Genomic DNA, 16,072 nt, shown 5'->3' on the forward strand with positions numbered 1-16,072 from the left:
CGTAGGTGCTGCTGCTCCGACACCAGTACTGGAAGCATCGAATGTTGATATCTGTTCAGGCGGTACTGCTACCTTCAGCGTAGTCTCTCCGGCTGCAGGTGTGACTTACAGATGGTATACAGCGCTCACTGGCGGTACTCCGGTATCAACAGGTGCTACCTTCACTACAGGTGCACTCACAGCAACTACAGTTTACTATGTGGAAGCCATCAATAATGCATCACAGTGTGGTTCAGCCAGTGCAAGAGTCGCTGCTACTGCAAGTGTGGCCCTGAATCCGGGTACACCTGTATTGCAGACGGCAAGTGTGCAGGTTTGTGCTGGTCAGGATGCAACTCTGGCAATCCTGAATCCACAGGCGAATCTGACTTACCAATGGTATGATGCCGCTACTGGCGGTACATTGGTAGCTACCGGTCCGACCTTCGTGGTAAGAGCAGCAACCGCCAGTGTAGATTACTATGTACAGGCGGTGAACAGCAATGGTTGTATCAGCACAGGTGCCCGTGCGAAAGCAAGCGTGGTGGTAACACCTGCTCCGGGTACACCAACAGTGACCAGTACTGCGGTAAATATCTGCCGTGGCACCACTGCAACACTCGCTGTACAAACACCAAATAATAGCTTCACCTATCGTTGGTATACTACCGCTACCGGTGGTACAGCAGTGGGTACAGGCGCAACATTTATAACACCAGTTATTAATGCAGATACTGACTACTATGTGGAAGCTACCAGTGGAAACTGTAGCAGTGCCGTAAGAGCAAGAGTGAGTGTGATCGTAAGTGATCCGGCACCGACTCCTACTCTGGAATCTGCCAATCTCTCTGTATGTACAGGTGCAGCTGCAACTTTGCGTGTAACTTCCCTGACCACGGGTATTACTTATAACTGGTATACTGTGGCCACAGGTGGTACCCGGTATTCTCCGGCCCTGAGTTCACTACAGCGCCGCTGACAGCTACGACCGTATACTATGTAGAGGCGGTGAATACTGCTTCCGGCTGTGGCGCTTCAGGTGCAAGAGTAGCTGCTACAGTGACTGTAGTGCCAAGACCTGGTACACCTGCCGTAGTAAGCAATAATATAGATGTATGTGCAGGTCAGAATACGATCATATTCATACAGAATCCACAGGATGACCTGGCTTACCAGTTCTATGACGCTCCGACCGGCGGTACGCTAGTATCTACCGGACCTGTATTTGTAGTATATGCAGTAAACAGCAATGTAACCTACTATGTACAGGCAGTGAATGCGAATGGTTGTGCGAATGCAGGCGCCCGCGTAGCTGTGGCGATCAATGTTACACAAGCTCCGGCTACACCGGTAACAGCTTCAGATGTGACAGCTTGTCCGGGTACTACTATTGACCTGGCCGTACAGAATCCAAATCCGTCACTTACCTATAACTGGTACACAGCAGCTACTGGTGGTACATTGGCAGGTACAGGAAGTACTTTCACTACACCGGTTATCAATGCCGCAACTACTTATTATGTTGAGGCTACCAATGGTAACTGTAGCAGCGCGACAAGAGCAGCTGTGAACGTGACCTTGTCCAGTGCTCCGCCTGTTCCGACCCTCGAATCCAATAATGTAAACATCTGTACTGGTGGTACTGCAACACTGCGTGTGACATCAAGTACAACAGGTGTAACTTATAACTGGTACACTACTGCAACAGGTGGCACGCCTGCATTCAGTGGCCCTGAATTTGTAACGCCAAATCTGACCGCAAGTACTACTTACTATGTACAGGCTGTCAGCACCAACAGCCAGTGTGCAGGTACCAGCGCAAGAATAGCTGTTACGGTAACTGTTAACCAGAATCCTTCAACTCCGGTACTGACGGCTGCAAACGTAGGTATCTGTGCAGGTCAGGATGTGAGCCTTTCTGTACAGAATCCACAGGCAGGTGTCGATTACCAATGGTTCAATGCAGCAACAGGTGGTACGCTTGTCTTTACCGGCAACGCCTTCACTGTGACAGGTGTAACAGCTAATGCGAGCTACTACGTACAGGCAGTGAATGCAGGTGGTTGTGTGAATACAGGCGCACGTGCAACTGCAACGATTACAGTAACACAGGCTCCGGCTACACCGGTAACTGCTTCAACAGTCAATACATGTCCGGGTACAACAGTTGATCTGACTGTACAGAATCCGGATGCAGCACTGACCTACAACTGGTATACTGCTGCTACAGGTGGTACGCTTGCAGGTACAGGCAGCACCTTCACTACACCGGTGATCAATACAGCTACTACATTCTATGTAGAAGCCAGCAATGGTAACTGTAACAGTGCAACAAGAGCTGCTGTGAATGTCACAGTATCCAGTGTTCCGCCTGCTCCGACCCTTGAATCTAATAATGTAAACACTTGTACAGGCGGTACCGCAAGACTGCGTGTTACCTCTTCTACAACAGGTGTAACCTATAACTGGTACACAACAGCAACAGGTGGTACAGCTGTATTCAGTGGTCCTGAATTCGTAACACCAAACCTGAATGCAAGCACTACCTACTATGTAGAAGCTGTAAGCACCAACAGCCAGTGTGCTGGTACAAGTACAAGAGTGGCCGCTACAGTGACTGTAGGTCAGTCTCCTGATGTTCCGGTACTGACTGCCGCCAGTGTAAGAGTATGTGCGGGTCAGGATGCGACATTCTCCGTACAGAGTCCACAGGCAGGTGTTGATTACCAGTGGTTTGATGCTTCAAATGGTGGCACGCTTGTCTTCACAGGCACTACGTTCACCGTTACAGCTGTAACTGCAAATGTCAGCTACTATGTGCAGGCTGCTTCAGGTGCTACCTGTATCAGTGCAAGCCGCGCGACTGCAAGCATCGTGGTAGATGCAGCCGCACCGACACCAGATGTAGCTACTGCTAATGTAGTGACCTGTGTAGGTGGTACTGCTACCCTCAATGTGCTCAATCCGGATGCAGCACTTACCTATCGCTGGTATGATGCTCCGGCAAACGGTAACCTGCTGGCTACCGGCCCTGAGTATACCACAGCGGCACTGAACAGCAACACGACCTTCTATGTGGAAGCACTGAATGGTTCAGGTTGTAGCAGTCAGGCAAGAAAAGGTGTGACAGTCACAATAGTGAATACAATTGATCCGCCGCTGGCAGATGGAGCGACTATCTGTGCTGGTACTTCTGCACTGCTTTCTGTGAAGAATCCACAGCCTGGTATCAGCTATAAATGGTACGAAGCTGCTGTAGGTGGTACTGCCGGTTTCACCGGCGCTGAGTTCACCACTCCGCAGCTGAATTCAAGCATGACTTACTATGTGGAAGCTTCTTCCGGTGGTTGTGTAAGCCAGAGCCGTACAATTGTACAGGTAACTGTAAATACTACGCCTGCTTCTCCTGTAGTGGCCAGTGCGAGTGTAACAGCCTGTCAGGGTCAGACAGCTATGCTGAGCGTACAGAATCCAAATGCAGCCCTCACCTATCGCTGGTATACTACTCCGACAGGAGGCACAGCGGCTGGCACAGGCAGCACATTTACAACACCTCCAATTAATGCAAACGTCACATATTATGTGGAAGCACTGAATGCTTCCGGTTGTGCAAGCGCTACTCGTACTACAGTCAATGTAAATGTGGGTGCGCCGGCCAATAACGCTACCGTAACCGGCAATGAGGCTGGTATCTGTCCGGGAGCTACCGCAACGCTTACTGCGGCTTCAACAACACCAAATGCAAGCTTCCGCTGGTATACAACGGCAACAGGAGGTACAGCAGTAGCGACAACAGCTGCATTTACGACACCAGCCCTGAATCAGAACACTACCTATTATGTGGAAGTGGTAACCGCTGGTGGTTGTACCAGCAGCAGCAGAATAGCGGTACAGGTGAATATCCTTGAAGCGCTGGATGCTCCGGTGGTAACTGTCAGCGAAACAACACCAACACAAGTGACCTTCCAGTGGTCAGCTGTTCCAGGTGCAGTCGCTTATGAAGTAACACTTGATAATGGTACTACTTATATCGTTCCAAGCTCCGGTGCCGCAGGCCTCACACACGTTGTATCGGGTCTGACACCTACTCAGTCAGTAACTATACGTGTAAGAGCATTGGGTAATGCTGATTGTGAAACCAGCGCACTCTCTGCAGCGGTGACCGGCACAGCTGAGAATCCACAGGGTAACAAAATCTTTGTACCAAACATCTTCACGCCAAACGGTGATGGTTTCAACGATGTACACTATGTATATGGCAACACAATTGCCAATGTGGTGGTGAGATACTACAACCAGTTTGGTCAGCAGATCTTTGAGACAAAAGATCAGCGTACCGGATGGGATGGAACAATGGGCGGTCGCCAGCAACCGGTAGGTGTATATATCTGGGTGCTCCGCGCTACACTGCAGGATGGTTCAGTTGTTAACATGAAAGGAACCGTCACAATCGTACGCTAAACGGGTTAGAAACTACATAAGGCCGGGGTAGTCCCCTATCCCGGCCATTCCTTAAAAAGTCAAAAAAGTCTTCCTATGAAGAATAAGAATATACTTTTTGTTGTCGGAACTGTGCTGATTGCATTGATGCCAGGCTGGGTAAAGGCACAGGTAGATCCTCACTTCTCCCAGTATTATGCGTATCCTATGTGGCTGAACCCTGCGCTGACAGGTGTTGTTGATGGCGATTATCGTGTCAGTGCCAATTACCGTAACCAATGGGTAAATATCGGTAAGCCTTTTTCTACAGTAGGTGTATCATTTGATGCAGCCGGACCCAATAATATCGGCGTAGGTTTAAATATCACAAATATGTCTGCCGGTGATGCCGGGTATAATTACCTCAACGCAATGGCCAGTTTTTCATACCGTGGCGTACGCTTTGGTGAAACCGGTACCAGTCAGCTGGTGTTCGGTATCCAGGCAGGTATGATCAACCGCAAAATAGATCCTGCGAAATGGCAACTTGGTAGTCAGTATGATCCGGTGATGGGATTTGACCCATCTAAACCAAGTGGAGAGAATATCAATACAACTTCTTCCAACTCCTTTGATGCAGCCGCAGGAGCCATGTTCTTCGACGGAAACCCTAATCACCAGTTTAACCCATTTGCAGGTTTCTCTGCGGGACATCTTACACAACCACAGGATCCATTTGTTTCTGCCGGTTCTAATAAACGTTTGCCGGTAAGATATATCGGACATGGTGGTACACGTATCAAGCTGAATGAGATATTCAGCCTTACACCGCATGGCTTATATATGCGTCAGGGAAATGCGCATGAAACGGTGGTGGGATTATATGGTCAGGCATACGTGAATGAGGAGCTGGATTTTCTGCTGGGAGCAAACTATCGTATCAAGGATTCCGCTATTCCTTTTGCAGGGTTCCATTTCAAAAATTTCGTGCTGGGGCTCAGTTATGATGTGAACGCCTCCAATCTCAGAAGATTGGTAAACGGTAGTAACAGCTTTGAACTATCCTTATCCTTCATAAGCCGGAAAAAGAAAGTTTACTCTGAAGAGAATTTCTTTTGCCCGCGGTTGTAAAAACAAAAAATACACGGATGAAAAAAAATGTACGCTACTGGCTGGTTATCGCACTATTATGGACTGTTAGCACTGCAAGCGCGCAGTATGTATACGATTATAAGCGGACCGGAGATATTTATTTTGAAGCAAAGGATTATTATTCCGCTGCTCAATATTACAACAGGGCCCTGGGTACTTTTAAGATAAAACCCGAACAGATATTGCCTTACACCGTAGAATTACGTGGAAAGGAGTCTGGTAAACTGAAGGACTATGAAACAGTCATCTATAAACTGGCTGAATCATACAGGAATTATTACGACTATGGCAATGCCGAAAAATATTATGAACAGGCTGTAGGTTTCAATAACAATACACTGTTTCCGCTCGCACGCTTCTGGTATGGTGTGTGTCTGCGTGCCAATGGTAAGTATACTACGGCATTGGAACAGTTTACGAAGTTTAAACAGGAGTACAATAAAACGGATGATATCAGTGCAAGAGCAACACTGGAAATAGCCAGCTGTGAATTTGCGGTATCTGAAGCAAGCAGGATGCCCGGTTATACTATCAGCAAACTGTCCGGTGATGTAAACGCAGGTGGTGCAAACTACGCCCCTGCTGTATTGGGTAAGAATATGCTGTTGTACACCTCTTCCCGTCCTGATAGCAGCGACCTTGAAAAGGAAAAGAAATCAAAAAAGGTAAACCCTTACATCAATAATCTGTTTGTTGCTACCGGTGAAGGCAGTAACTTTAGTAACAGTCATCCGGTAGCCATCCCGGAAGCCAGTGGGATCGATCAGGGTGTGGCTACTGTCAGCCCCGATGGCAATACAATTTATCTGACCCGCTGGACAACAAAAAATGGTATTAAAGCAGCGGCTATTTACAGTAGTAAACGTAAGGGAAATGATTGGGAAGATCCGAAGGTATTAGGGGTAAATGTGAATGTGGACGGATATAGTTCGATGCAACCTTTCATCACCAGTGACGGAAAATATCTGCTGTTTGCATCCAACAGACCAGGTGGTATGGGTAAGAACGATCTCTGGTATTGTGCACTGGAGAATGGTAGTGCTGGTCCGGCGAAGAACTTTGGTACAAACATCAATACCCGTGATGATGAACAGGCGCCTTTTTACGATGGAGAAAAGAAAGCGCTTATCTTCAGTACAGATGGAAGAGTCGGATTAGGCGGACTGGATTTCTTTGTAAGCGAAGGTGATTTCAGTAGCTGGGGATCTCCTAAGAATCTTGGGTTACCACTTAACTCGCCGAAGGATGATGTTTACTTTACTGCAGCTGACAGAGACCATCCGATGGCCGGAGGTTATATCAGTTCTGACAGAGAATCTGTTTGTTGTCTGGAAGTATTCACTATTAAAAAGATCTCCAAAACAATCAATGGTTTAGTATTGGATTGCGATGGTGATCTGCCGTTGACGGGTGCTAAAGTAACATTGCTGGATACAATATTACAGCGTGTGATCGGACAGGTAACATTGGATGAGACAGGTCGTTACCGTTTTGAAGTAGAACCCCTCAAACACTATAAGGTGATGGCTGAGAAAGAGAATTATTTCTCAAAAGCGATCTATGTAAATACAGACGGTCTGACAAAAGTTGATTCATTGGTGAACCCAACTATATGTCTGAAACGTTATGAAATAGGCAAGCCTATTATCCTGAAAGATATCTACTACGATTTCGACAAAGCAACGCTGCGTCCGCAGTCGCTGATCGTACTGGATACTGTAGTCTCAATTATGCAGGATAACCCGAATATCATTATTGAGATGAGTGCACATACGGATAGTAAGGGTAAGGATGAATACAACATGAAACTGTCTCAGAAAAGAGCGCAGTCTTGCGTTGATTACCTTATCAGCAAAGGCATCTCCAGCGATCGTATGATCGCCAAAGGTTATGGAGAAACAAGGCCTATAGCGCCCAATACCCTGCCTGATGGCAAGGATAATCCGGAAGGCAGACAACTGAACAGAAGAACAGAATTTAAAGTGTTACGCGTAACGCAATTAAACCAATAGCGGTCACGCTGACCTCTTTATAAAGTCGGTTTTTCCGATCTACGGATTGGAGCCATATCCTAATGACGAGCGAAGACCATCATGATAATGGCCGGAATATTTCCGGCCATTATTACATTTAGTTGAACCAGTGAGTCTCTAATTTCTTAGCAAAAGATCTGATTATTGCGCAACGCTTTTCAGGATGTTACCGATAGCAATTGTGCTGTCTTTAGTAGCGCTGTAGCGTACTTTAGCGAAAGCGTTGATCTTAAGCGCACTGTCAAAATTGAATTTGCGGGTGCTACCATTTACTACTACCGTCTTGATCTTGTTCCAGATCACTTTAGTAGCTTCTGCGCCATTACCAACGAGGGTATCTTTAGTCAGGGTGTCAGTTACTGGTGCAGCAACGGTACCACCGATCAGATAGAAAGGATGTTTAATGTCTTTCGCAGAAGCTTTCAGGGTGATAGCCAGGTTTACACTGCTGTCTGTGTTTTCAGACAGGGTGATAGTACCTACCTGAGTCGCATCAGTAGCGCTTTTGGTCAGTTTGTACTCTTTAGTACGTCCAGGCGCAGGTGTTGGATTGTCATCATCATCGCTGCAAGCTGCAAAAGTAATACCCATAGCAAGGGCTAATGCTCCTATTTTAAGAGCATGTTTTTTAATCGTAAGCATGGTTTCCGTTTAATTGAATTTTTAGAACTTAGGTTTCCGTGTTTTAATACAATAATGGTTTCTCAGCGCTGATGCAATTGTTAAACGAGAGCGTTAAAGAAAAGTTACAATCATTGTAAAAAAATTATTTAATGTGTTTTGGTCATGCAATGAAGTGCTTAACCGTATTGCATTTGATGCCTTTTAAAAAATGTGTGGAATCAAATGTTTGTTGCCACATCTTATAAAAAAGCAAAGCAGTTTAAAAAAACATCTTTAGCTTTGTAGCCTACAATTTTAAGCGCCATGAAAAGCATCATGTAATACCTGGTCCTCCCAGGTATCCCCCACGCCCACTTTATGAAGGATGTACTATGCACAGTACAGCCTGTTCTCATTTTCTAAAAATTTCTAATAGTTTTCAACATGCAGCATATGCAGGCAGATTCCCACCTGAGCAAGGCGTTTCGGTTGTTTATAATGGCCGTTTCAGGTACGGAGAAAGAATTTACCAGTGGTAATATCAACCGTGCTATTTTTTTATTATCTGTTCCGATGATACTGGAAATGGTGATGGAATCATTGTTTGCAGTAGTCGATATATTTTTTGTAAGTAAACTGGGTAAACATGCGATCACTACAGTTGGATTGACAGAGTCCATGATGACATTAGTATACACCGCAGCATTTGGTCTGAGTATGGCCGCTACAGCGGTTGTGGCACGTCGTACAGGTGAGAAAGATAATGATGCAGCCGCGCATACAGCGGTACAGTCGTTATACGTGGCATTTGCATTGGCGGCGCTGATCGCTGTAACAGGTGTTGTATTTGCCCGTGAGATACTTGCTTTAATGGGAGCTTCTCCTGAAGTGATAGATAACGGATATATATACACGCAGATTATGCTGGGTGGTAACCTGATCGTTATCCTCATATTCCTGATCAATGGTATATTCAGAGGTGCAGGTGATGCCGCTGTCGCAATGCGCTCGTTGTGGATCGCGAATATTCTGAATATTTTGTTGTGTCCTTTACTGATTAATGGATTCGGCCCCATTCCTGCTTTAGGTCTGAAAGGCGCCGCACTGGCTACTACTATTGGCAGGGGAATCGGTGTATGTTATCAGTTATACCACCTGTTCGGTGGTAAGGGATTGATAAAAATAAACAGCCATCACCTGCTGCCGGATATGAGCGTGATCGTACGATTGCTGAAAATTGCTGCAGGCGGTACTGCACAATTGCTGATCAATACCGCCAGCTGGATCTTCCTTGTCAGGTTAATTGCCCGCTTTGGCGAAGACGCAGTAGCAGGTTACACAATAGCGGTGCGTATTATCATTTTTACCCTGTTACCTGCTTCTGGTATGGCTAATGCGGCGGCCGCACTGGTAGGACAAAACCTTGGTGCGGGGCAACCGGATAGAGCAGAGACTTCTGTATGGAGAGCCGCTTTTTTTAATATGCTTTTTCTGGGAGTTGTATCTGTCTTTTTCCTGCTGGCAGCAAGACCGATTGTCATGCTGTTTACACAGGATACAGGTATCATCGCTTATGCCGCCCAGTGTTTACAGCTAGTCAGCGTTGGCTATATATTTTATGCCTATGGGATGGTTCTTTCGCAGTCTTTTAACGGAGCAGGCGATACGCGTACGCCTACGCTGATCAACCTTGTTGGTTTCTGGATGCTACAGGTCCCAATGGCGTGGATCATGGCCGTCAATTATAATATGGGGCCTGCCGGTGTATTCTGGGCGATTGCTATCGCGGAATCCTGTGTAGCGGTTGCGGCAATATTTATATTCAGGAAAGGATGGTGGAAGCGGGTAAAAGTTTAGTTACATTTGCGCTGTTTTGTTTTAAACTAACTAAAACCCAATAAAAAAGATAAGCATGTCGCTAACTGTTGTAGGAACGATGGCGTTCGATGATATTGAGACGCCCTTTGGTAAATCCGGACGAATTATCGGTGGTTCAGCCACTTATATCGCATGGGCCGCTTCAAATTTTGTGAAGCCCATCAATCAGGTATCTGTAATCGGAGGAGATTTCCCTCAGGATGAACTCAACGCGTTGACAGCCAAAGGTGTTGCGTTGGAAGGTGTGCAGGTAAAAAAAGACGAAAAGTCCTTCTACTGGGCGGGTAAATACCATATGGATATGAATACCCGTGATACACTGGCTACAGAGCTGAACGTATTGGGTGAGTTCCAGCCGGTAATACCTGACAGTTATCAGGGCAGCGAATTCCTGATTCTGGGTAACTTGACTCCACAGGTACAGCTGAGCGTAATAAAACAAATGAAAACAAGGCCTAAGCTGATCGTAATGGATACCATGAACTTCTGGATGGAAGTAGCTATGGACGATCTGAAAAAGGTACTGAAAGAAGTAGATGTACTCCTGGTGAATGATGGAGAAGCTCGTCAGTTGACAGGTGAAGTATCTCTGGTAAAAGCTGCCCGTACGATCCTGACCACTATGGGGCCAAAATATCTGATCATTAAGAAAGGTGAACATGGTGCACTGCTGTTCCATGAAAATCACGTGTTCTTTGCTCCTGCCCTGCCACTGGAAGAGGTATTTGACCCAACCGGTGCTGGCGATACTTTTGCTGGCGGCTTTATTGGCCATCTGGCAAAAACGAAAGACATCTCTTTCGAGAATATGAAAACTGCTATCATAGTAGGTTCCGCAATGGCTTCCTTCTGCGTAGAACGCTTTGGTGTAGGCCGTCTGCGTGAAATCACACAGGACGATATCAACGCACGTCTCGATCAGTTCGTACAACTGGTAAACTTCGATATCGATCTGATCTAGTCAGTTCATATCTGCTATAAAAGAAAAAGCATCCGCCACGGCGGATGCTTTTTCTTTTTATACTCGTAACCCATTATTTGTAGATCTGATTCAGGAGTGCTGCCAGACGCAGGCCTCCTTTCAGCAGCTGACTATTCAGGTCGCCGATAAACCAGTAGTTATAACGATAACTCAGTTTATCATTGGCATGTGTCAGTGCATATACTTTATTAGATAGCTGATTGGAATCGTACATCCAGTCAGCGATACTACCACTCTGTATCTTACGCACTTCTACTGCAGATGCCGTATCCAGCGCTTTTGTATATTCGGTATAGCTGAGCTGCTGAAATTCTATCAGTTGCTCATCCCATACACGATGCAGGTTACTCTGCTTATCAAACCACATCACAGCGATCTTATTACCTCCCTGATCTTCATCACGGCCGATGTGTAAAGGCTGATGCATGTCTCCTATCATATGTATAAGGAAGGTCAGTGCAAACACCTTATCCGCTTTAGATGTAGCCGGATCTTTCAGCTTTTTGATCAGCGCTTCGGTCTGCGCATACAGGTTCTCCCCTGTCGTGTACTTTTTCAGTTCCTCATCAAACTGGGCGCGATCAATATTAGCAGGGAAATCCAGATAATGCCACGGGGAAGTATGATCATATATATGAGTAGTGTCTGACTTGATAAAATCAGGCCAGTTGGCTACCATTGCCATACTCTGCGGACCGAGCAGTGCCGCAATAGCTTTACGTGCCTGCGGAGTAAGATGGCGGCTGGCAATTTCTGCCACAACACGATGCCCTGTAACGCCCCAGGCAAAGCTTGTCATGGGAATCAATGGCAATATGACACCCAGTAAAACATGGTACAATTTTTTAAACATAAAGCATGACAAGGTTAATAATATACAAGTGTGTAAAGGTGAGCCAGTTTTTTCAAATGAAAAAGCACTCTCCGATAATTTGTACATTTGATAACGTCATAATTTAAGATATGCCCTTCAAGATACAAGCACCATATGCCCCCGCAGGCGACCAGCCAACAGCAATCAGACAGCTGGTGGAAGGTATTCAGGATGGAGCCCCTGCCCAGACATTGCTGGGGGTAACAGGTTCCGGTAAAACATTCACAGTTGCCAATGTTATCCAGCAGGTACAGCGTCCTACGCTGGTTCTGACGCATAACAAAACACTGGTAGCCCAGCTGTACGGAGAATTCCGGCAGTTCTTTCCGGATAATGCCGTGGAATACTTTGTGTCTTATTACGACTACTACCAGCCCGAGGCTTACATGCCAGTGAGTGATACCTATATTGAAAAGGATCTCTCTATTAACGAAGAACTGGATAAGTTGCGTCTGAGAGCTACTACAAGTCTGTTGTCGGGTCGTAGAGACATTATCGTAGTAGCCAGCGTGTCCTGTATTTATGGTATGGGAAACCCGACGGACTACGAAAATGGTATCATCCGTCTGCATAAAGGCCAGACTATTGGCCGTAATACTGTATTACACGGATTGGTCAATTCCCTATATTCCCGTACCACCGGCGATTTTAACCGTGGTAACTTCAGAGTACAGGGGGATACCGTGGATATTAACCTGCCTTATGTGGATTTCGGCTATCGTATCACCTTCTTTGGAGATGAGATCGAAGAGATAGAAAGCTTTGATGTACAGAATGGTAAGCGTATCGGAACGATGGAAAATGCAGCAATTTTCCCTGCCAATCTCTATATGGCACCTAAAGACATGATGGCACAGATCACTTTTGAGATTCAGGACGAACTGATGGCACAGGTAGAGTATTTTCGGTCTATCGGGAAACATCTGGAAGCACAGCGCCTGTCTGAAAGAGTGAACTACGACCTCGAAATGATCCGCGAACTGGGTTATTGCAGTGGTATTGAAAACTACTCCCGCTTTCTGGACAGACGTGCGCCGGGTACCCGCCCATTCTGTCTGTTGGATTATTTCCCGAAAGATTTTCTGCTGGTAATAGATGAAAGCCACGTAACGATTCCCCAGATCGGCGGTATGTATGGTGGTGACAGATCCCGTAAACTGACACTGGTGGATTTTGGGTTCAGGTTGCCATCCGCAATGGATAACCGTCCGCTCAATTTCTATGAATTCGAGAATCTGGTAAATCAGGCCATTTTTGTCAGTGCGACTCCCGGTGAATATGAACTGAGACAAACCGAAGGTGTGGTAGTGGAACAGGTAGTACGACCTACCGGACTGCTGGAGCCGCCTATTGAGATAAGACCAAGCGTGAATCAGGTAGATGACCTGCTGGATGAGATTGACAAACGTGTATTAAAAGGAGGCCGTGTGTTGGTGACCACCCTTACCAAGAGAATGGCAGAGGAGATGGATAAATACCTGCACCGTATTAATGTAAAATCCCGTTATATCCACTCGGAGGTTGATACACTGGAGCGTATTGAGATATTAAGAGACCTGCGTCTCGGTAATATAGATGTACTTGTTGGGGTGAACCTGCTGCGTGAGGGACTTGATTTGCCGGAAGTAACGTTGGTAGCCATACTGGATGCAGATAAAGAAGGCTTCCTCCGCGACGAACGTTCCCTGACACAGACGGCAGGTCGTGCGGCAAGAAATGCGGAAGGGCTGGTAATATTTTATGCTGACAAGATTACCGATAGTATGCAACGTACTATAGATGAGACGGATCGCCGTCGGGAAAAACAGCTTGCATATAATATAGCTCATAATATTACACCACGGACCGTACTGAAAAGCAAAGAACAGATACTTGGACAAACATCTGTGTTGGAAATCAAGCAGTTCGATGAGAATTCGCCTTATGCAGTACATGATGAGGTCAGTCTGGTGGCAGAAGACGCTATGGGTTATGCGAAACAGGAAGCGGTATCGGCTAAGACCATCCCTCAGATGGAGAAGGCCATTGGTAAAGTAAAGAAGGATATGGAGAAGGCTGCAAAGGATCTTGACTTCATGGAAGCGGCCCGTTTACGCGATCAGATGTTCGCTATGCAACGGGAATTAGAAAATATGAAGCAATAACATCGCAGTGAACCCATTTTTATGTCCTGGATCATAAAAATCACATATATTTAATTGTAATATATTAATATTATTCAACGTAGATCAAAGACCTAGTAAAATCAGCCTAATATATAATGGGCTGATTTTTATTTTATTATATGCATAATGACATATTTGCAGTAGCAACTGTCTCTCCAATGTTAGAAAATTGTTAAACGCACCCCTCTTCTCTTTTTAAATAATTGATATATAAATGTTTGTAAAAGGTCTCTATTACTTTTTCAAACACCTTTTCATGCAAAAAATGATACATATATTATGAATAATAATAATATGGTTAATTTTTGCCCGTCCTACCCATATTTTTGTTCAATCATTTCTATTTTTTGCCTTTTCTATTTGATGACTTGAATATCCTTCATACTTTTATTGAAGAAATTTAAAAATCAATTGCTATGAAGAAAACATCATTTCAAGACTATTTGCCCTTCATTGTGCTGGCATTGATCGCAATATTTGCACTTTTCATTCCGGGGGAGCTTCCTTTTGCTGATCCTGAGGGAAAATACAATTATGGTGATATTGCCTGGATCCTGGTGGCATCCTGCCTCGTATTCCTGATGACTCCCGGATTGTCATTCTTCTACGGTGGTATGGTGAATCGTAAGAATGTGATCTCTACATTGGTGCAGAGCTTTATCGCTACCGGTGTGGTGAGCATAGTATGGGTTGCCGTTGGATTCAGCCTTTCCTTCGGTACATCAATAAATGGTCTGATTGGTGATCCTTCAACCTTCCTGTTCTTTAAAGGAGTACCTTCCGGCCAGCCTTGGTCTCTGGGAACTACTATTCCTTTACTGTTATTCGCCCTGTTCCAGATGAAATTCGCAGTAATCACCCCTGCACTGGTGGTAGGTGCTGTTGCGGAAAGAATCCGTTTTACATCTTATGTATTATTTATGGTGTTATTCAGTCTGCTGGTATATGCGCCAATCGCGCACTGGACCTGGCATCCTGATGGTATCCTGTTCAAACTTGGCGTACTTGACTTCGCAGGTGGTACAGTAGTACACATCTCTGCTGGTTGTGCTGCCCTCGCAGGTGTACTGGTACTGAAACGCCGCAAGGATCATATTGAAAAGAAAGAGCTGCAGCCTGCAAATATTCCTTTCGTATTGTTAGGTACAGGTCTGCTGTGGTTCGGCTGGTTCGGTTTTAACGCAGGTTCTGCCCTGGGTGCTAACGGTCTCGCTGCTTCCGCTTTCGCTACTACAAATACTGCCGCTGCCGCTGCTGGTCTGTCCTGGATCTTCTTCGATGTGATCCGTGGTCGTAAAGCTTCTGCACTTGGTTTCTGTATCGGTGCAGTAGTTGGTCTCGTAGCTATCACACCTGCTGCCGGTTTCGTAGGAATTCCGCAGAGTATCATGATAGGCTTCGCTTCTGCTATCGTATCTAATCTGGTAGCACACTACAAATCTAAAACTGCGATCGATGATACCCTCGACGTATTCCCTTGCCATGGCGTAGGCGGTATGGTAGGCATGCTGCTGACAGGTATTTTCGCCAGCAAAAATGTAAACGGTGCTATCTCTGATGGTCTGTTTTACGGTGGTTTTGAACTCTTCAAAAACCAGGTAATAGGCCTCGTGATCGTAGTAGTATATAGCTTCTCCGTGTCTTACGGTATATTCAAGCTGATTAACCTGATCCACCCACTGCGTGTAAGCGAAGAAGAAGAAGAACTGGGTCTGGATGCTACACAGCACAACGAACAGTACCATCCTGCTATGCTGAGTGTACAAGACAATGGTGCACTGAAAGAAGAGCAGATGGCGCACTAAGCCACGACAACTAAGAGATTAACATAGTTTGACACCCAAAAGTCGAATAGCTAATAATTATTCTGGGAAATAAATAAAGAACGTAGACAGAATTATATTTTATCAACCAGAATTTTTATCAACCAAATATCTATTACTCCATGTAGAATTTTCCTTCCTGGATAATTATTAGCTATTCTTTT

The 16,072-nt window shown here is 45.6% G+C and carries 9 protein-coding genes and 1 pseudogene; 8 read left to right on the forward strand and 2 right to left on the reverse strand.

The features are described 5' to 3' along the window. Nucleotides 1-28: 28 nt before the first annotated feature. The 4 genes and pseudogenes from FEF09_RS34665 to FEF09_RS03710 form a co-directional block, all read left to right on the forward strand. Nucleotides 29-1,299 (forward strand): annotated as a pseudogene (locus FEF09_RS34665) (hypothetical protein); the annotation flags it as partial. After that, the gene (locus FEF09_RS34670; RefSeq protein ID WP_409994845.1) at nucleotides 1,294-4,440 is read left to right on the forward strand and encodes a gliding motility-associated C-terminal domain-containing protein; all 3,147 of its coding nucleotides are present in this window, start codon (nucleotides 1,294-1,296) and stop codon (nucleotides 4,438-4,440) included. The pseudogene FEF09_RS34665 and the gene FEF09_RS34670, both read left to right, overlap by 6 nt. 75 nt (nucleotides 4,441-4,515) lie before the next feature. After that, nucleotides 4,516-5,529: a PorP/SprF family type IX secretion system membrane protein gene (locus tag FEF09_RS03705; protein WP_146303859.1), complete on the forward strand. Its 1,014-nt coding sequence runs from the start codon at nucleotides 4,516-4,518 to the stop codon at nucleotides 5,527-5,529. 17 nt (nucleotides 5,530-5,546) lie between these two features. Then, the gene (locus FEF09_RS03710) at nucleotides 5,547-7,562 is read left to right on the forward strand and encodes an OmpA family protein (protein ID WP_146303860.1); all 2,016 of its coding nucleotides are present in this window, start codon (nucleotides 5,547-5,549) and stop codon (nucleotides 7,560-7,562) included. A gap of 162 nt (nucleotides 7,563-7,724) precedes the next feature. Here the strand turns inward: FEF09_RS03710 and FEF09_RS03715 are convergent, their stop codons facing one another. Next, nucleotides 7,725-8,225 (reverse strand): hypothetical protein, encoded by a 501-nt coding sequence (locus FEF09_RS03715; RefSeq protein WP_146303861.1) that lies wholly within the window; start codon nucleotides 8,223-8,225, stop codon nucleotides 7,725-7,727. A 414-nt stretch (nucleotides 8,226-8,639) separates the two neighbouring features. Between FEF09_RS03715 and FEF09_RS03720 the strand changes: the two genes are divergently transcribed. Together FEF09_RS03720 and FEF09_RS03725 are read left to right on the forward strand one after the other, a co-directional pair. Next, complete coding sequence (locus FEF09_RS03720; RefSeq protein WP_261387316.1) at nucleotides 8,640-10,043, forward strand: MATE family efflux transporter; 1,404 nt, start codon at nucleotides 8,640-8,642, stop codon at nucleotides 10,041-10,043. Between the two features lie 55 nt (nucleotides 10,044-10,098). Beyond that, nucleotides 10,099-11,025: a PfkB family carbohydrate kinase gene (locus tag FEF09_RS03725; RefSeq protein WP_146303863.1), complete on the forward strand. Its 927-nt coding sequence runs from the start codon at nucleotides 10,099-10,101 to the stop codon at nucleotides 11,023-11,025. A 73-nt stretch (nucleotides 11,026-11,098) separates the two neighbouring features. Here the strand turns inward: FEF09_RS03725 and FEF09_RS03730 are convergent, their stop codons facing one another. Beyond that, a complete protein-coding gene (locus FEF09_RS03730) occupies nucleotides 11,099-11,899 on the reverse strand; it encodes a S1/P1 nuclease (protein WP_261387317.1) in 801 nt (266 codons plus the stop codon). Nucleotides 11,900-12,009: 110 nt separating this feature from the next. Between FEF09_RS03730 and uvrB the strand changes: the two genes are divergently transcribed. Continuing rightward, on the forward strand, nucleotides 12,010-14,064 hold the full coding sequence (uvrB, locus tag FEF09_RS03735) for an excinuclease ABC subunit UvrB (RefSeq protein WP_146303864.1): 2,055 nt from the start codon (nucleotides 12,010-12,012) through the stop codon (nucleotides 14,062-14,064). Between the two features lie 437 nt (nucleotides 14,065-14,501). Next, nucleotides 14,502-15,890, forward strand: coding sequence for an ammonium transporter (locus tag FEF09_RS03740; protein ID WP_146303865.1), 1,389 nt, complete (start codon nucleotides 14,502-14,504; stop codon nucleotides 15,888-15,890). Nucleotides 15,891-16,072 lie beyond the last annotated feature (182 nt).

Origin of the sequence: Chitinophaga pinensis (assembly GCF_007896845.1) — a bacterium.
GTDB classification, from domain to species: domain Bacteria; phylum Bacteroidota; class Bacteroidia; order Chitinophagales; family Chitinophagaceae; genus Chitinophaga; species Chitinophaga pinensis_C.

Excerpts from the sequence above, each read along its gene's own strand:
- FEF09_RS03705 (WP_146303859.1), top strand. The coding sequence starts at position 4,516 with ATGAAGAATAAGAATATACTTTTTGTTGTCGGAACTGTGCTGATTGCA.
- FEF09_RS03710 (WP_146303860.1), top strand. The coding sequence starts at position 5,547 with ATGAAAAAAAATGTACGCTACTGGCTGGTTATCGCACTATTATGGACT.
- FEF09_RS03715 (WP_146303861.1), bottom strand. The coding sequence starts at position 8,225 with ATGCTTACGATTAAAAAACATGCTCTTAAAATAGGAGCATTAGCCCTT.
- FEF09_RS03720 (WP_261387316.1), top strand. The coding sequence starts at position 8,640 with ATGCAGGCAGATTCCCACCTGAGCAAGGCGTTTCGGTTGTTTATAATG.
- FEF09_RS03725 (WP_146303863.1), top strand. The coding sequence starts at position 10,099 with ATGTCGCTAACTGTTGTAGGAACGATGGCGTTCGATGATATTGAGACG.
- FEF09_RS03730 (WP_261387317.1), bottom strand. The coding sequence starts at position 11,899 with ATGTTTAAAAAATTGTACCATGTTTTACTGGGTGTCATATTGCCATTG.
- uvrB (WP_146303864.1), top strand. The coding sequence starts at position 12,010 with ATGCCCTTCAAGATACAAGCACCATATGCCCCCGCAGGCGACCAGCCA.
- FEF09_RS03740 (WP_146303865.1), top strand. The coding sequence starts at position 14,502 with ATGAAGAAAACATCATTTCAAGACTATTTGCCCTTCATTGTGCTGGCA.